This is a genomic window from Bacteroidota bacterium (genome assembly GCA_034439655.1).
Classification (GTDB): domain Bacteria; phylum Bacteroidota; class Bacteroidia; order UKL13-3; family UKL13-3; genus CANJUD01.
This window is the reverse complement of the sequence record JAWXAU010000091.1, coordinates 39085-56188: the sequence shown is the minus strand read 5'-3', so window position 1 is coordinate 56188 and position 17104 is coordinate 39085. Positions and strand designations below refer to the sequence as shown.

General features: G+C 37.6%; 16 protein-coding genes. 8 read left to right on the top strand and 8 right to left on the bottom strand.

The genetic code is table 11. From position 1 onward, the window contains the following. Nucleotides 1-61 precede the first annotated feature (61 nt). From SGJ10_06215 to SGJ10_06200, 4 genes are all read left to right on the top strand, one after another. Nucleotides 62-2515 carry a TonB-dependent receptor gene (locus SGJ10_06215; protein MDZ4757720.1) on the top strand — a complete coding sequence of 818 codons (2454 nt, stop codon included), beginning with the start codon at nucleotides 62-64 and terminating at the stop codon, nucleotides 2513-2515. Between the two features lie 202 nt (nucleotides 2516-2717). Continuing rightward, the gene (locus tag SGJ10_06210; GenBank protein ID MDZ4757719.1) at nucleotides 2718-3104 is read left to right on the top strand and encodes a hypothetical protein; all 387 of its coding nucleotides are present in this window, start codon (nucleotides 2718-2720) and stop codon (nucleotides 3102-3104) included. 187 nt (nucleotides 3105-3291) lie between these two features. Beyond that, nucleotides 3292-3714 (top strand): hypothetical protein, encoded by a 423-nt coding sequence (locus tag SGJ10_06205; GenBank protein MDZ4757718.1) that lies wholly within the window; start codon nucleotides 3292-3294, stop codon nucleotides 3712-3714. Nucleotides 3715-3978: 264 nt separating this feature from the next. Then, nucleotides 3979-4164 carry a hypothetical protein gene (locus SGJ10_06200; protein MDZ4757717.1) on the top strand — a complete coding sequence of 62 codons (186 nt, stop codon included), beginning with the start codon at nucleotides 3979-3981 and terminating at the stop codon, nucleotides 4162-4164. A 52-nt stretch (nucleotides 4165-4216) separates the two neighbouring features. Here the strand turns inward: SGJ10_06200 and acs are convergent, their stop codons facing one another. Both acs and SGJ10_06190 read right to left on the bottom strand, forming a co-directional pair. Beyond that, nucleotides 4217-6103: an acetate--CoA ligase gene (acs, locus tag SGJ10_06195; GenBank protein ID MDZ4757716.1), complete on the bottom strand. Its 1887-nt coding sequence runs from the start codon at nucleotides 6101-6103 to the stop codon at nucleotides 4217-4219. An 18-nt stretch (nucleotides 6104-6121) separates the two neighbouring features. Further along, nucleotides 6122-6625, bottom strand: coding sequence for a DUF6265 family protein (locus tag SGJ10_06190; protein MDZ4757715.1), 504 nt, complete (start codon nucleotides 6623-6625; stop codon nucleotides 6122-6124). A gap of 59 nt (nucleotides 6626-6684) precedes the next feature. On the opposite strand from SGJ10_06190, the gene SGJ10_06185 reads away from it, so the two are divergent. Next, a complete protein-coding gene (locus SGJ10_06185) occupies nucleotides 6685-7572 on the top strand; it encodes a hypothetical protein (protein MDZ4757714.1) in 888 nt (295 codons plus the stop codon). A 20-nt stretch (nucleotides 7573-7592) separates the two neighbouring features. Then, nucleotides 7593-8174, top strand: a complete 582-nt coding sequence (locus tag SGJ10_06180) for a thymidine kinase (protein ID MDZ4757713.1) — start codon at nucleotides 7593-7595, stop codon at nucleotides 8172-8174. A 285-nt stretch (nucleotides 8175-8459) separates the two neighbouring features. Here SGJ10_06180 and SGJ10_06175 read toward each other — a convergent pair whose 3' ends face one another. From SGJ10_06175 to SGJ10_06165, 3 genes are all read right to left on the bottom strand, one after another. Further along, nucleotides 8460-9491 (bottom strand): acyltransferase family protein, encoded by a 1032-nt coding sequence (locus tag SGJ10_06175; protein MDZ4757712.1) that lies wholly within the window; start codon nucleotides 9489-9491, stop codon nucleotides 8460-8462. Nucleotides 9492-9641: 150 nt separating this feature from the next. Further along, nucleotides 9642-11459, bottom strand: coding sequence for a translational GTPase TypA (typA, locus tag SGJ10_06170; GenBank protein ID MDZ4757711.1), 1818 nt, complete (start codon nucleotides 11457-11459; stop codon nucleotides 9642-9644). Between the two features lie 114 nt (nucleotides 11460-11573). Beyond that, nucleotides 11574-12668: a mechanosensitive ion channel family protein gene (locus tag SGJ10_06165; GenBank protein ID MDZ4757710.1), complete on the bottom strand. Its 1095-nt coding sequence runs from the start codon at nucleotides 12666-12668 to the stop codon at nucleotides 11574-11576. A 117-nt stretch (nucleotides 12669-12785) separates the two neighbouring features. On the opposite strand from SGJ10_06165, the gene SGJ10_06160 reads away from it, so the two are divergent. Continuing rightward, a complete protein-coding gene (locus SGJ10_06160; GenBank protein ID MDZ4757709.1) occupies nucleotides 12786-13550 on the top strand; it encodes an exodeoxyribonuclease III in 765 nt (254 codons plus the stop codon). Between the two features lie 152 nt (nucleotides 13551-13702). On the opposite strand, the gene SGJ10_06155 is transcribed toward SGJ10_06160, so the two are convergent. The 3 genes from SGJ10_06155 to gcvH are packed head-to-tail and all read right to left on the bottom strand — an operon-like array spanning nucleotide 13703 to nucleotide 15054. Continuing rightward, nucleotides 13703-14221, bottom strand: a complete 519-nt coding sequence (locus tag SGJ10_06155; GenBank protein ID MDZ4757708.1) for a hypothetical protein — start codon at nucleotides 14219-14221, stop codon at nucleotides 13703-13705. Then, a complete protein-coding gene (locus tag SGJ10_06150; protein ID MDZ4757707.1) occupies nucleotides 14218-14646 on the bottom strand; it encodes a hypothetical protein in 429 nt (142 codons plus the stop codon). Before SGJ10_06150 ends, SGJ10_06155 begins: the two co-directional genes overlap by 4 nt. Before the next feature lie 27 nt (nucleotides 14647-14673). After that, nucleotides 14674-15054 carry a glycine cleavage system protein GcvH gene (gcvH, locus tag SGJ10_06145; protein MDZ4757706.1) on the bottom strand — a complete coding sequence of 127 codons (381 nt, stop codon included), beginning with the start codon at nucleotides 15052-15054 and terminating at the stop codon, nucleotides 14674-14676. 114 nt (nucleotides 15055-15168) lie between these two features. On the opposite strand from gcvH, the gene SGJ10_06140 reads away from it, so the two are divergent. Then, nucleotides 15169-16941 carry an ABC transporter ATP-binding protein gene (locus tag SGJ10_06140; GenBank protein MDZ4757705.1) on the top strand — a complete coding sequence of 591 codons (1773 nt, stop codon included), beginning with the start codon at nucleotides 15169-15171 and terminating at the stop codon, nucleotides 16939-16941. Nucleotides 16942-17104 lie beyond the last annotated feature (163 nt).

Here is a 17104-nt window from a genome sequence, read left to right as displayed (position 1 = left end):
CAATTCGCCGCGGCGAACACAATGGCGATTTAATAGGAATGACTGCAAACCAAAAAAAACAATGAAACACATCATACAAATACTTATATATATTTTACCCCTACAACTACTCGCCAAAGACGGTATACGAGGTAGGGTAATAGACGAAGACAACAAACCAATAATCTCAGCAACTATATATATTCCCGATTTAAAAACAACGGAATTATCAGACAGCTTAGGTTTTTTTAATATACAAAACTTACCAAGTGGGAATTTTTTGGTAGAGATTTCCGCAACAGGTTTTTCTCAAAAAATTATCACGATAAATAATACCATGAAAAGTTTAATTTCTTTGGTACTGTCACACTCAGCAGTTGAGCTGCATGGTGCAGTAGTAACAGGTGTAGGATCGCCCACCGACGAACGAAAAAGTCCAATACCTATGGTGCGTATTGATAGAAGATATATACAACAAAATCAAGCCGCCAATATTATAGACTTAATTGCAAAAGTTCCAGGCGTGAGTGCGGTTACTACAGGACCGAATGTATCAAAACCTTATATAAGAGGATTGGGATACAACCGTATTCTAACTTTATTTGACGGCGTGCGACAAGACGGCCAACAATGGGGCGATGAGCATGGCATTGAAGTAGATCAATATTTAATAGACCGTATAGAAATTGTGAAAGGTCCTGCCAGTTTAATGTATGGTTCGGATGCATTGGCAGGAGTAGTAAATTTAATTCCTGCTAATCCAGTTGCTAGGGGGCTGATACGCGGAAATTTTACTGGAAATTATCAAAGTAATAATCAGCAATGGGCTACTTCTTTAGGGCTTGCAGGAAATAACAAAGGCATTATATGGGGCTTTAGAATGTCAGAAAAACAAGCGAGTAATTATTATAATAAATACGATGGAAAAGTATTCGGGACCAAATACCATGAAAGGGATTTAAATGCAAATATTGGGATAGCAAAAAAATGGGGAATTAGTTCTTTAAATTTTTCAGTATATGATAACATACAAGAGATCCCCGATGGCAGTCGTGATTCTGCAACACGCAAATTTACGAAAAAAGTAAGTGAGGAAGATACTATTCGCCTTATTGCTGACGCTCGCGATTTGAATTCTTATGATATTAATGTAATACATCAGCATGTGCAACATTATCGTTTATATTCTGCCACAAACTTTTTTATCGGCAAGAGCAGACTCACGGTCAAGCTTGGTTTGCAACAAAGTCATAGACGGGAATATAGCCATCCATTGTATGCGGATTTGGCAGGACTAAATTTAATTTTAAACACTGCAACTTATGATATAAAATATATTTTTCAACCGTATAAAGAATACCATATTACCGCAGGGTTGAATGGCATGGTTCAGTCAAACAAAAATGCTGCAACCGCTACCGATTTTGTTATCCCGGCCTATAAATCATTTGACATAGGCCCATTTTTTTATATCAAAAAGTCGGTAAAAAAATTTGATTTTAGTGTAGGAGCAAGATATGATATACGTTCGTTCAGCAACCAAGCATTATATACAAAAACAGATGCCACAAATGGTTTTGATATACAAACACCTTATAATATGAATGACAGTACTATTTCATGGCAGTTTGAAAACTACAAACATATATTTTCGGGGATGAGCTCGAGCATCGGGGCAACCTATAATAGAAGTGAAAAACTATGTTATAAGTTCAATATTGCACGCGGTTATCGTTCACCAAATATTGCAGAAATCTCTGCAAAAGGAGTACATCCCGGCACCAGTTTCCAACAATTAGGCGATGCCAATTTCAAGCCCGAATTTAGCCTGCAGAGCGATTTTGGAGCATTTTATTATGGTAAACATTTTACTATAAGTAGTGAGGTTTTTTATAACAGACTTAGCTATTATATATATAATCAAAAACTACTAAATATACAAGGAGGTGATTCAATATATAATCAAAATGGGAATGCATATCCAGTATTCAAATTTCACCAAACCAATGCAGGTTTGTGGGGTGGAGAAGTATCTGTTGATGCCCATCCACATCCTTATGATTGGTTGCATTTTGAAAATGCAATTTCGGTAGTATATGCACAAAATTTGGGAGGAAACGGGGCAATTTTAAATGATAGTACCAAGTATTTGCCTCTTATTCCACCTTTAAGAACATCGCACGAAATCCGTGCTGAACTCAATAAAAAGTGGCTGTGTTTCACCCAAGGTTTTGTAAAATTTGATGTTCGATATAATGCTCCACAAAATAGAGTTTTTCTAGCTTATGGCACAGAAACCTTTACAGCAGGATACACGTTGTTGGATGCGGGTTTTGGTGCAAATGTGGTAAATAAAAAAGGACATATACTTTTCACTTTTAATATAATAGGTACTAACCTAACTAATATGGTATATCAAAGCAATATGAGCCGACTAAAGTATATGGACAATTATCCTCAAAATTATACGGGCAGAAGTGGGATAAATAATATGGGTAGGAATTTTAGTTTTAAGATTGTAGTGCCTTTGATATAATTGGAACCGTCATTCTGAGTCCGATAGCTATCGAACCCGCTTCGGGCGAAGAATCTCATGAATTCGAAGACCTATTTGATATAGTGCAAACTATAATGAGATTCTTCAAATTGAATCCCGATAAGTCGGGATCAGAATGACGGTTTGCCCCAAAAATAAATTTGGCTGTACTCTTGCAATGCACTAACTTTGTAATTGAATTATGAAAAAGTTCGCAGCCATCTTTGCCGTTTCGCTTTATATCCTTAGTATTACTGGGGTGGCAGTGAGATTGCATTTCTGCGGTGAGGAGCTTAGTGCTGTTATTTTCAGTGGTGCAGATGCCGATTGCGGTTGCGATGAAGGATGTGAAGAAGAAGGTTGTTGCCATGATCAAAATTTCTATTTGAAAGTTCATACCGACCATGTAGCCGCAGCTAGTATTACTGAGCCCAATCATTCTTGTTCCATGGCTCTGCTCCCTTCTGCACCTATTTATCATCTTGCAAGTATCCCATCTAATTACGATGTTCACTATATCAATTTGCATGGGCCGCCTTTAGTTAGCAAATATCGAAAACATTTGCTTATAGGGCGTTTTAGTTGCTGAGATTATGCAGCACTGATTTGACAAATCAACCACCGCATTTTAACAACTCCGTGTTCGCACAGGCTTTGGCTGCGTTGTCAAATCTACCACAAAAATTAAACATCTATTATTATAGCAAATTACGGTTGCTTAATTAAACAAATGGTATATCGCCGTGAGGGTATACTAAAATAAACAAAATACTAAAATGAAAAAATCATATTGGATAATTGCCGCCATTGTTGCGGTAGTAGGAATAGCAGGCGTAGTATACGCGTTCAATGGTTCATGTTGCAAAGAAGAAGGAAAAGCCTGTTGCAAAAAGGACAAAACCTCACAAACTACGAATACAAAATGCGATAGTGACGGACCCTGTACTTGCGAAGATTGCCCAGACGAATGCAAAGCCAAATGCGATGAAGCAGGTCACTGTGTATGCACCCCTGGCAGCGAATGTTGTGATAGTAAAACTGTTCAAGGTGCAGCTACTTCAAAAACAGTAGCTTCAAATATAGCTGGCTCATCATGCGATGTCAGTTGCGACAAGGAAGATGCTTGTAGCTGTAGCGATTGCAGCGGTGAATGTAAAGCAGCATGTGATGCCGCAGGCCACTGCGTGTGCGGGAATTAATTTATAATTTATAATCGTTAGCAAGGCGGAGGGAATATATCATTATATATTTTTCCTCCGCCTTTTTTGATGGTGTTTGGCAGAGTTGTCAAATATACGACCCACAAATTCCCCGGCAACACAAATTGTCAAATTTGCCGCAGAATATTGTATCTGGAATATATTATAACCCACTACAAATATGGCAAAAGTCGCACATTATTATACCCGATTCGAAGAAGATAAATTTTATCATGTATACAAAAGAAGCATAGATAAAAATCTATGTTCTGTAATGAAAGGAATTACAGTTTTTTTCTAAAACAATATGATAAATATTTAACGCCCCTAGTGGATACTTATACCTATTGTTTATTGGGCAATCATTTTCATTTGATGGTGCGTATTAAACCACGAGCTGATTTGGTACACGATGCAGATTTGACAACTTGCCACGACACGAAGATTTGACAACTTTGCAATCGTCGACGCAGTCAAAGTTATCAAATCACCAACCACACCGCTACACCCCCGCCAACACCTTTATCTGCTCCACAACTCCGGGGTCGAGCAAGGTAGATGTATCCCCCAAATTAGATACATCACCCTCGGCAATTTTACGCAGTATACGACGCATAATTTTTCCTGAACGAGTTTTTGGTAAACCTGGAACTATAATAATTTTATCTGGTCGGGCAAAGGGGCCAATAACTTTTGAAACGGCCTCTTTAATTTCTACATTCAAATTTTCTTGGTATTCTGTTATAATAACAAAGGCGAAAATTCCTTGTCCCTTTATTTCATGCGGGTAACCAACTACCGCACTTTCTACTACCGACGCATGGCTATTAATTGCATCTTCTACCTCGCCTGTTCCTATGCGATGACCCGACACATTAATCACATCATCCACCCTTCCAGTAATTCTATAATAACCTTCTGAATCTCGTCGGGCACCATCGCCTGTAAAATAATAATTGTGATACGTATTATAATAAGTTTGTCGGAAACGTTCGTGGTCCCCATATAAAGTACGACTCATTCCAGGCCAAGGAAACTTAATACATAGATTTCCTTCTACATCATTCCCTTCAATTTCTTTTCCTTCTGTGTCTATTAACACAGGTTGGATTCCGGGCAAGGGCAAGGTTGCAAAGGCAGGTTTTAAAGGTGTAATACCAGCAATCGGCGATATTAAAATTCCACCCGTTTCTGTTTGCCACCAAGTATCTACAATCGGACAATTTGTATGACCGACATTTTTATGATACCATTGCCAAGCTTCCTCATTAATAGGTTCTCCCACACTTCCCAATACTCTTAAACTTGATAAACTTTTTCCATCAAACCACTGCGTACCTTGGGCTTCCAATGCACGGATAGCCGTGGGAGCTGTATAAAATATATTAACTTTGTGTTTGTCTACTACTTCCCAAAATCGTCCTGCATTTGGAAAATTTGGAACACCTTCAAACATGACGGTAGTAGCACCATTCAATAGCGGACCATATATCAAATAGCTGTGTCCTGTAACCCAACCAATATCGGCAGTACACCAAAATATTTCTTCTTTCTGGTAATTAAATACATTTAAAAAAGTATAGCCCACATATATCATATAGCCACCTGTAGTATGTAATACGCCTTTTGGTTTTCCGGTAGATCCTGAAGTATATAATATAAATAAGGGATCTTCTGCATCCATTGGTACTGAATGACATTCAGCACTTATATCAGTCATCAATTCATGCCACCACAAATCACGACTAGTTACCATATTCACATTCTCGCTGCGGTTATTATATATAATACAATGCTCGATGGAGGGGCAATTTTGCAAAGCATCATCTGCTATATTTTTGAGTGCGACAAGTTTGTCGCCACGATAAACTGCATCGGCTGTAATTAATATTTTACATTCGCTGTCATTAATTCTATCAGCCAAAGAAGTAGCAGAAAACCCAGCAAAAACAACAGAATGAACAGCACCTATTCTTGCACAAGCAAGCATGGCGATGGCTCCCTCGGGCACCATGGGCGTATATATGCATACTCGATCCCCCTTTTTTACGCCCAATGATTTTAATACATTGGCAAATTTGCAAACTTCTATATATAATTCTTGGTACGATAACTTTCTTACCACATCATTAGGATTATTGGGCTCAAATATGATAGCAGTTTGATTTGCTTTTTCGGGCAAATGCCGATCTAAACAATTATAACAGAGATTGGTTTCTCCACCTTTAAACCATTGTATATGAGGTTCGGTGAAGTTCCATTCCAGCGTGGATTTCCATGGTTTTGTCCAATGAAAATCGTTAGCTACCTCACTCCAAAATAGCTCAGGATTATTTATGGAATTTTGATACGCTTTTAGATATGCCTCGAAGTTATTAATCTGCTGCATGTAAAATATGATAAGGAATCAATTCTTCCGTTCAAACTTATATATATTTGTTTGAAATCTTCCATGCTTTATTCCTTTTAGCGTAGCTTCAAAATTATTTGGCGAAGTCTGTTTGTATATAATAACCTGCGGAAAATCATGCTCGTCGTCACTAAACACATACTGCCCATTAGCTGTATCACTTAATAGAAAACGAGTAGTTCCTCCATAGTTTTGTCCCTCCACTTTGGCAGTATAATAAACGCGATCTTCTTCTTTGTATATGCCGATGGTCTCGTTCACAGTATCTTTTCCAAAAAGCATTAAGCCTCTACCAGCCCAATTCCCATTACTGTCGGTAGCCCACGACTCGGTAAACGAGGTAGAGTCTTTAGCTGAGTTACCCACCCAAGTACCACGCAGCCAGCTAAAAGTTGAGAGTTTAAAATTGGTTTCTTTTGGTTTATACGTTTCTTCTGTATTGTTTTTGCAAGAAAAACAAAAAGTGATAAGCAATAAAAGTATTATGTTGTTACTTTGCATATTGGTTCTATTAAGATCAGGTCAAAATTGCGTAACAAAAAGGATTTTTGCAAACAAATATGAAAATAATTCAAAAATATCAAATCTTATTGGTTCTTTGTTTTGCGATGGTGCTTGCAAATCCTATTGCGGCTCAGCAGCTAGATAGTATGGTGTTATTGAAAAACTGCAAACAATTGGTGGAAGGTGCAAATGGGAACTATTATAGTATAAATGCCAATAGTGATATTTTAAAGTATGACAGTAGTTTAAAAATATTGGTCACACAGCATTTTAAAAGTTTTGGGGCAGCATCAATTATCGATGCTTCAAATCCTTTCGATATCAGTGTTTTTTATGCAGATGACAATATAGTTTTGGTAACAGATAATAACCTTACTTTTAAGTTCCAGATAGATTTGAACACTTTGGGGCAAAATTATTCTGCATTTGCAAAAAGTTATGACAATGAATTTTTGTTGTTCGATGCCAACCTGAAAAAAATTATCAAATTTAATGGCAAGGGTGAAATTATCAAACAGACCAATAACCTAGAACAAACTACGGGCGATAAACTGCAAGTGAAAATATTATATGATAATGGTCAAAGCATTTTAATGTTCGATGAAAAAAATATAATATATAATTTTGATTTGAATGGACGTTTGCTCAAGAAATTGAATTTAAAAAACAATCATTTTATTAATTTTAGCAAGGAGGGTTATTATATTTCTGACACCAATGGTGTCTATCAAACTACCACACAGTCCCTTGTTAACAAAACAGATACGGTATTCCACTTTGCTCATAAACTATATAAAAGCAAGCACATGACTATTGATCAAAGTAAAATTATTAATTATAAAACGCATTATTTGATTGCAAAAAAGTCTTTGTTTTTGAATATTGAAAATGATATAGTTGAAGTCCCATTTTTACTGTTTTCAAATTTATTATTACGTAAATAAATCATTACTTTTGTACCGAAATGTTTATAGAACCCAAATATGGAAACCACGGAAAAGGATGGATAGAAGTTGTTTGCGGAAGTATGTTCTCGGGCAAAACCGAAGAACTTATTCGCAGATTGAAACGGGCAAAAATCGCCAATCAGAAAACCGAGATATTTAAACCAGCCATCGATACTCGTTACGATGAACAGCAAGTAGTGTCGCACGATGCAAATGCAATTATGTCTACGCCCGTGCCCGCTTCGGGTAATATATTATTATTGGTTCGTGAAGCAAGTGTTGTTGGAATTGATGAGGCCCAATTTTTCGATATGGGTTTGGTAGAAGTTTGTGAGCAGCTTGCCCACAGCGGTCTCCGTGTAATAGTTGCAGGGCTCGACATGGACTATTTGGGAAAACCCTTTGGCCCAATGCCCAACCTTATGGCAATTGCCGATTATGTAACCAAGGTACACGCCATCTGTGTGCAATGTGGAGATATTGCTATGCATTCGTATCGAAAAAAAAACGAAGGTGGCCTTGTTGTTTTGGGTGAAAAAGATTTATATGAACCGCGTTGCCGCAGGTGTTTTTTGGAGGGAATGGATTCGCAGAAATAGGATATATTCCCGCCATTATGAAAATTGCTTTACTGCGAAGAATCTGTTTTGGTTGGAAGATGCTTACTTCCCCAGCAGATTCTTCGCCTCGTCTTTTAATTATTGGTAATATAATAATTATACCAATTCTTAAACTATAATAGTTCTCCGCCTGTGGCGGATTTAGTTTGTAGAATGGTAATGCCGAACTACTATATTTAGTCCCTTTCTTTTGGACTATTATATATTGAGTGTCGGTACTACCTATTGACGATTCGCCGCGGCGAACAGTATGACGAAAAAAATTCATCCAAATATATATTTTCCAACTTGAGATTTACTTCCATAATATACTATTGTAGTTGATATAATTAAACAAACCATAGCTGTAAATGGTATGCTCAGTAAAGGTTCCAGGTAAAACCAATCTATTCCGAACTTGTTTAAGATTTCTAAAATAAGTACATGTATTAAATAGACCCCCAAACTTTTTTGTGCTATAACATTTCTGATTTTCACAAACCATTTATTATTATAATTTTTCGTCTCATTTTTTGCCAATATGAAAACTCCTGCTGCCATAATTGCAATATGCGGCGTATTATAATTGTATAACATTTCATTGAAACCTTTTTGCTGATTTGATAAGTAAAACGTGCCATAAGCAGTGATGGCTAAACCTGCCGCCAACATTAGAAAAGCCATTATATTATTGATGGACACTTTAAATAAATAAAAACCAAAAACAGCATAGCCTACATATCCCACAAATGCCAAGGGTTTAAAATGCAAACTTGGTATATAATTCAGACATAATATCAGCATCCAAAGAAGTATAATATATAATAAATTCTTATCAGATAAAAGGTTTAAATTTTTGGATATAGTAGGCAAAAGTAAATATATTCCCAGCAGAACATAGATATACCATAAGTGATAAGACGTGCCATGGTAAAGGCTTTTGGCGATATATACAAAACATTGAGAAATGCTCATCTCATTATCTTGAATTATTTGTATGTAGAGCGAATTAATCAAATATATCAAACTCCAAAAGGCAAAAGGCACGATGAGTTTCCCAATTCTGTTTGCTATAATTTCAGCAAAAGTATCTTGTTTTGGAATGAGCAACGCACCCGTCACCATCAAAAAAACTGGGACACACCAGCGAACTAAAGAATCATATATATTTCCTGTCCACCAATCGGAAGAAGATACTTTGCCCCATTCATATAATATAGAACTGGAAACATGAAGCACCACTACAGCTACTGTAGCCAAGGCTCTGAGGTTGTCAGGCCAAATGATGCGTTGTTTTGGAATGGTAGTTTGAGGCATACATGATACGGCCTCTTCAAAGCCCCACCGTCATTGCGAGGGAGGCACGACTAAAGCAATCTCCTAAATATTTACGAGATTGCTTCGTTCCTCGCAATGACGTGAACCTTGCAAGAGGTATAATACTGCCTGCAAATGTATTACTTATTATTAAACTGTAACAGCAAGTTTTTGATTGCTTGCACGCTTTCGCTCGTTTTCGTCCAATAAAATTTTACGTATTCTCATCGAACCTGGAGTTACTTCCACATACTCGTCGCCTTGTATATATTCCATCGATTCTTCCAAAGAGAATACCGTTTTCGGCACAATGCGAACAGCATCATCGCTGCCAGATGCACGCACATTACTTTGTTTTTTGGCTTCCGTTAAATTTATGACCAAGTCGTTTGGTCTGATATGTTCGCCGATAATCATTCCCATGTATACTTCATCGCCGGGCCCCACAAAAAATTCGCCACGGTCTTGAAGCCTATCCAGGGCATAGGCGGTAACAGTTCCTTTTTCTTTGGCAATTAATACACCGTTTATTCGGCCAGGAATATTACCCTTCCAAGGCTCGAAACCTTCTAGTCTGTGTGCCATAATTGCTTCGCCCGCTGTAACGGTTAATACTATATTTCGCAAACCTATAAGTCCACGAGAAGGAATAGAAAATTCCAAATGAATAAGGTCACCTTTGGGTTCCATTATTTTCATTTCGCCTCTACGTTGGCTCACCAATTCAATTACTTTGCCCGAGGTTTCTAATGGAACATCTACAGTTAGTATTTCGATAGGTTCGCATTTCACACCGTCAATTTCTTTAATAATAACCTGTGGTTGCCCTACCTGCAATTCGTAGCCTTCGCGACGCATAGTTTCTATAAGAACGGATAAATGGAGAATACCACGGCCAAATACCAGAATGCTGTCTGGCGAACCAGTGTCTTCCAATCTCATTGCTAGATTTTTTTCAAGTTCTTTATCCAACCTGTCACGTAAGTGGCGTGATGTTACAAATTTACCTTCTTTGCCGAAAAAAGGAGAGTTGTTAATAGTGAAGAGCATATTCATTGTTGGTTCTTCAATCTTAATGGGTGGCAATGCTTCGGGATTTTCAAAATCGGCAATGGTATCACCAATTTCAAAACCTTCGATTCCAAAAATTGCACATATATCACCGGGTTGTACTTCTTCCACCTTCAATTTTCCCAAACCTTCAAAGAGATATAATTCTTTCACCCGCGATTTTTGTATCACTCCGTCACGTTTCATCAAGCTCACATTCTGATTGAGTTTCAAGTCGCCTCTCAATAAACGTCCAATGGCCATGCGGCCTGTATAGGTAGAATAATCCAACGAAGTTACTTGCATTTGCAAAGTGCCTTCTAATACCAGAGGTGCGGGGAAATACTCTATTATAGTATCTAACAAATAAGTAATGTCTTCGGTAGGATTTTGCCAATCGGGACCCATCCATCCTTGCTTTGAAGAACCAAAAACTGTTTTAAATTCTAATTGTGATTCGGTGGCATCAAGGTTAAAAAACAAATCGAAGACGGCATCGTGAACCTCATCGGGGCGGCAATTGGGCTTGTCCACTTTATTGATAACGAGGATGGCTTTTTTGCCGAGCTCCAAAGCTTTCTTTAGCACGAAGCGGGTTTGAGGCATGGGGCCTTCAAATGCATCTACCAATAATACCACGCCATCGGCCATGTTTAGCACACGTTCCACTTCGCCGCCAAAGTCGGCGTGACCAGGGGTGTCAATAATATTTATCTTTACGTCCTTATAACGTACCGATACATTTTTTGCCAAGATGGTAATTCCTCGTTCACGCTCCAAATCGTTGTTATCAAGTATAAGATCACCTGTTTCCTGATTGTCGCGAAACAATTTAGACTGATGCAAAATTTTGTCAACCAAAGTAGTTTTACCGTGGTCAACGTGAGCAATTATTGCTATATTTCTGAGTTGTAACATATATAAAAAAGGCCGCAAAATTACCACAATTTCAGCTATTTACAAAGGAATCCTGAAAAATAAATGATTTTAATGTTAGCTCAATACAAATATAACCTAAAAATAGCTATTATTTCACTCCTTTGTCGTTATAATATTTCCTGACAATACTACACCGAGCTTTTCAATGATATGCAAAAACTTATAATTGAGCTCCTCCTTTACATGGGCGGCGGTATCGAGGTCGGCGGTGAGCACGAAATACACGATGGTTATTTGTATGTTATTATCTATGATATCGGAGAAAGTTACTTGGTGGTTTTCGCTGGTTTCACCGTTTTGATCAATCTTATTTTTAATTTCATCGATGAGCTGTTTTACAACATCGTGTTTAGTATTTGCCTCAATGTTCAAAATTGTTTTCACCCTTCTGATGCCTGCTCGGCTAATATTGTTGAGAGCGGTATCAACTAATTTTTTATTGGGGACGGTGAGCAATGTTTTCTCCATAGTCCTAATTTTGGTGGAACGGAAACCAACTTCTTCCACTACTCCTTTTATTTTGTCTGACTCAATCAAATCGCCCACGGTAAAGGGTTTGTCGAGAAATATTACGATCGAGCCAATCAAGTTTGCTATAGTGTCTTGTGCCGCAAGTGCAATAGCCAAACCGCTTATACCAAGACCTGTAATGAGGGAAGTAATGTCCATGCCCAGCACACTGCCCAGAATAACCAGTATCGAGAATATTCCGATAAAAACTTTAATAATATCCTTGAAAAACTTCACCACTTGCTCCCCATTATAGTCGTGGTGCAATTTTGCGGCTTCGAGCAATACAAACGCGGTAAAATCAGCACTCCGCAGCACAATCCACGTAATTGCAATAATCAAAATAAATTTCCCTATCGATACAATAACCTGCTCAATGATATAAGTGCTTTTACCAAACTTGAGAGTCCAGTCCACAGGTAAATCGATGCGGTCGAATGCGAGCATGATAATGATAACGAGCAGTAATAATTCGAAGGGCGAACGCAATAAGTTAACAAACTCCGTAGGGTATTGCTTGTTTCCAACTTTCTTTTTAAATGTTCGGTAAAGCTGCCTACTCAAAAAACCCGCACAATATTTTTTAAATATGAAACCAGTAAGCAAAATACCCCACATCCACAAGTAGGACTCCACAGAATTACCCCAGATTTGTTTCTCTAAAATATTTAAAAGCATGCGTTGCAAAATTATATATAATACTTTTAATATTAACGATATTTTTTAATTCTTTGTTTTATGAGCTGCCCATTTTTGAATCAAGACCTATACATTTGCAGCAAATAAATTCATTAAATGAAAATCATCACCTATAACGTAAACGGCATCCGCTCGGCTGTGAGCAAAGGCTTGGCAAATTATATACAAAGTGAACAGGCTGATATATATTGCCTGCAGGAAACTAAGGCACAACCCGACCAAATAGATACCAGTTTGTTTGCGGTGGCGGGCTATAATAACTGCTACTTTCATTCTGCTGAAAAGAAAGGATATAGTGGCGTAGCTTTATTGTGCAAAGACAAACCCAAACATATAGAGATAGGTTGTGGTAATCCTTTGTACGACCGAGAAGGCCGTGTAATCCGTGCCGACTATGACAATCTTTCGGTGATGAGCGTGTACATGCCATCAGGCAGTAGCAGTGAAGAAAGACAAGCTTTCAAAATGGAATGGTTGGCCTTTTTTGAAGCATATATAAAAGATTTGAAAACCCAGATTCCTAATTTGGTTGTATGCGGCGATTATAATATATGCCACCGAGCAATCGACATCCACGACCCAAAGGGGAATGCACAGAGCAGTGGTTTTTTGCCTGAGGAAAGAGAATGGATGGAACAATATTTTAACAGCGGATGGACTGACTCATTTCGACATTTGAACCCACAACCCCATGCCTATACTTGGTGGAGCTTCAGAGCCAATGCCCGAAACAATAACAAGGGTTGGCGTATTGATTATTGTGCAGTGAGCGATGGTTTAAAAAGTAAAATAAAACAATCATGGATTGACCCCAATGCAAGGCATAGCGACCATTGCCCCACAGGCGTGCTTTTGGGGTAACGTCATTCTGAGTCCGATTGCTATCGAACCCGCTTCGGGCGAAGAATCTGTCGATAGTATATAGTTGTTTTTCGAATCTAAATTTATGAGATTCTTTGCATTGAATCCCGATAAGTCGGGATCAGAATGACGATAGAGCTAGATACTTGATACTAATAAACCCCTTCCTTATCCTTCAGCCTATGATAGTAATCTTTCATTTGCTCGCTTGCTGGAGTTCCTTTTCCATTAAATAAATCTATCATACTTTCGGCTGGAACTATATAAAATATGATATTGAGTACCAATAAGAAAATACTTTTTATCAGGATACTCCTATAATATAGTTTGGCATCGGTAGCTTTCAAATATTTATATATAATAGTAGCAATTGCCAAAAACCAAAACGGGGAACAGATGACCTGCCAAGCTTCTCCACCAGGTAATATCATTAGTTTAAAAAACAAACCCACTAGCATTGTCGATAAAATAAAACCATATATGATAGAAGGAAAAATAAATTTAACAGAGAGGTTTGGTTTTTTCAAACTATAAAAGCCCAAAGGGAAATATAGTAAGCACAAACTTGCCAAGGAGGTAACCAATATGATATCTCCACCTTGCACTTGACTGCTCTTAAGAATGAATCCAATCACGAATAAAACAATGGCAACGCGTTCAGTAAATTTCATTTGGTATATAATTTATGAGCTATAAATCCGCCAATTATTACGCCCAAACTATTGGCTATTGCATCCACCCATTCCCCAAAACGATTGATGAAGAAGACTGTTTGCATGTATTCTAAAGTGATACCCCAAACTATCAGCAGCTCTGCAATAGGTATTATATATATATTTATAGAAAAGTTATTTAAATACAATGCCCTTTGCACCAAAACCATTTGCACAGCAAACATACCGAGATGAATAATTTTATCAAAACTGATTTGGTTCAGGAATTCGAAATTTGGAATTTGATTGCCCGGAAAACTGCATAGTGCAAATACGAACACAAACCACAACGATACGTATACGATGGAGAGTTTAGCTTTTGTATATTGCATGGTTTTGCTCATAGTAAATATATAAGCATTCATGCTGCCTCTTTTTTGCAAGAAACAGTTTTATAAATCTGAATACTATTAAACGCCCACCGCAGAAGCGTATGCCTCTGAGCTAAGTAAAGAATCGTATTCAGCAGGATTGCTCATTTTTATTTTTACCATCCATCCTGCACCGTAAGGGTCGCTATTGATAGATTCAGGATTGGTATCAAGACCTTTGTTCACCTCAATCACATCGCCTGATAAAGGCATGAACAAATCCGAAACAGTTTTCACCGCTTCTACGGTTCCAAATATTTCATGTTGGTTCAAAGTTTTGCCTGCCGATTCAATTTCGACAAACACAATATCACCCAACTCACGCTGAGCAAAATCGGTAACGCCTACAGTAGCAATGTCGCCAGATACAAGAACCCATTCATGGTCGGTGGTATAGCGGAGGTTTTCTGGAAAATTCATGATATAAAATTATTTGCCGCAAAAATATGCAATTTTCTAAAACCAAAACAACTCTAATTACCGATTTTTGCAAAGTTTTTAATTTTATTCCAAAACCAAACATCATTAAGAGCATTGGCCACCCTCGAAAAAAATAAAAAAGCCTTCGACCTGAGCTTGCTCGGTAAAATATATAAACTTGCCTTGCCGTACAGGGGCCTGTTTTTCACGGCTATTATAGCTACCATTTTGATGTCGATGCTTAATCCGTTGCGGGCACATCTTACCCAAATTGCAATTGATGATTATGTGGTAAAAAAAGATTCCGTAGGTCTTTGGCAGCTCACAATGCTCATGATTGGTTTGTTGATATTTCAAACTGCGGTGCAATTTATTCAGGGATATTTTACGGCAGTGGTGGGACAAGATGTGATCAAAACTTTAAGAGTGCGGGTATTTAATTTTATCAGCAATTATAAACTTTCCAAACTCGATCAAACTCCAGTCGGAACACTTGTAACACGCTCCATTAGTGACCTTGAGACTTTGGCCGATGTTTTTGCAGAAGGTGCCGTTAGTATTTTGGGCGACTTGTTGCAAATAGTTTTTATATTAGCTTTGATGTTTTATAAAGATTGGAAACTCACTTTGGTTTGTTTGACAGTTTTGCCTTTTTTATTTTATGCAGGCTATATATTTAAAAATGCCGTCAATGCTTCGTTCAATGAGATAAGAACTAGAGTTACGCAACTGAATACTTTTGTGCAAGAACATATACAAGGCATGCAGATTGTGCAAATATTTGGGCAGCAAAAAAATGAATATCAAAAATTTGAAAAAATAAATGATGCACATCGAACAGCCCAAAATCGAGGCGTATTTGCTTATGCGGTATTTTTTCCTGTGGTCGAAATTATCACCGCACTTTCTACTGCATTAATTGTATGGTATGGTTTAAAGTTTAATACACTTGCTACGCACGATGCTACACTAGGCTTGCTTACAGGTTTTATTATGCTCATTAACCAATTTTTCAGACCCATTCGTCAGTTGGCCGATAGGTTTAATACTTTGCAAATGGGCATGGTGGCTGGCGACCGCATATTCAAATTATTGGAAGAAGAAGATGTAGTTGAAACAGGAGGAACTATTATAAAAGATAAATTGGAAGGCCATGTAAAATTTGAAAATGTGCGGTTTTCTTATAACGAAGGACAACCGGTTTTGAATGATATAAGTTTTGAAGTATTGCCAGGCAGAACACTTGCTATAGTTGGGGCTACAGGTGCCGGCAAATCTTCGGTGATAGGATTGGTGAACCGATTTTATACAGGATATACAGGCCGTATATACATAGATGATATACCCGTGGAGGAATATGATATACAATGTTTGCGTTCACGCATTAGTGTGGTGATGCAAGATGTATATCTTTTTTCAGGAACTATATTAGATAATCTCACATTGTTTGATACCAATATATCACAAGCAAAAGTAGAAGAGGCATGCAAACTTGCAGGTATACATGAGTTTATTAAAGGTTTGCAAAATGGATATTTGGAACATGTGCACGAGCGTGGTGCAACACTAAGCACAGGTCAAAGACAGCTCATCGCATTTGTACGCACGATGCTTGCCAATCCAGATATATTAATATTGGATGAAGCAACTTCTTCCATAGATAGTGTGGCTGAACAAATGATTCAAAAAGCTATTGCAGTATTAATGGAAGGCCGCACCAGTATAGTGATTGCACATCGACTGAGTACGATTCGCAAAGCACAAGAAATAATGGTGATGGACCAGGGACGTATTATAGAGCGTGGCACCCATGAAGATTTATTAAAACAGCATGGAGCGTATTATAATTTGTACCAGATGCAATTTGTGGGAGCAGAGATATTATAATGGTTAATGATGAATAATTAATTGTGGCATATATGTGCTCTGAGCATAATAGAACCATAGATGTCCTTGGTTGTGTGTCCTCACCAACCACAAGCTATGTTTTTTTAATGAGTTGTGAAATTATAAATAATATAATTGAATAAATAAACTATTATATATATAC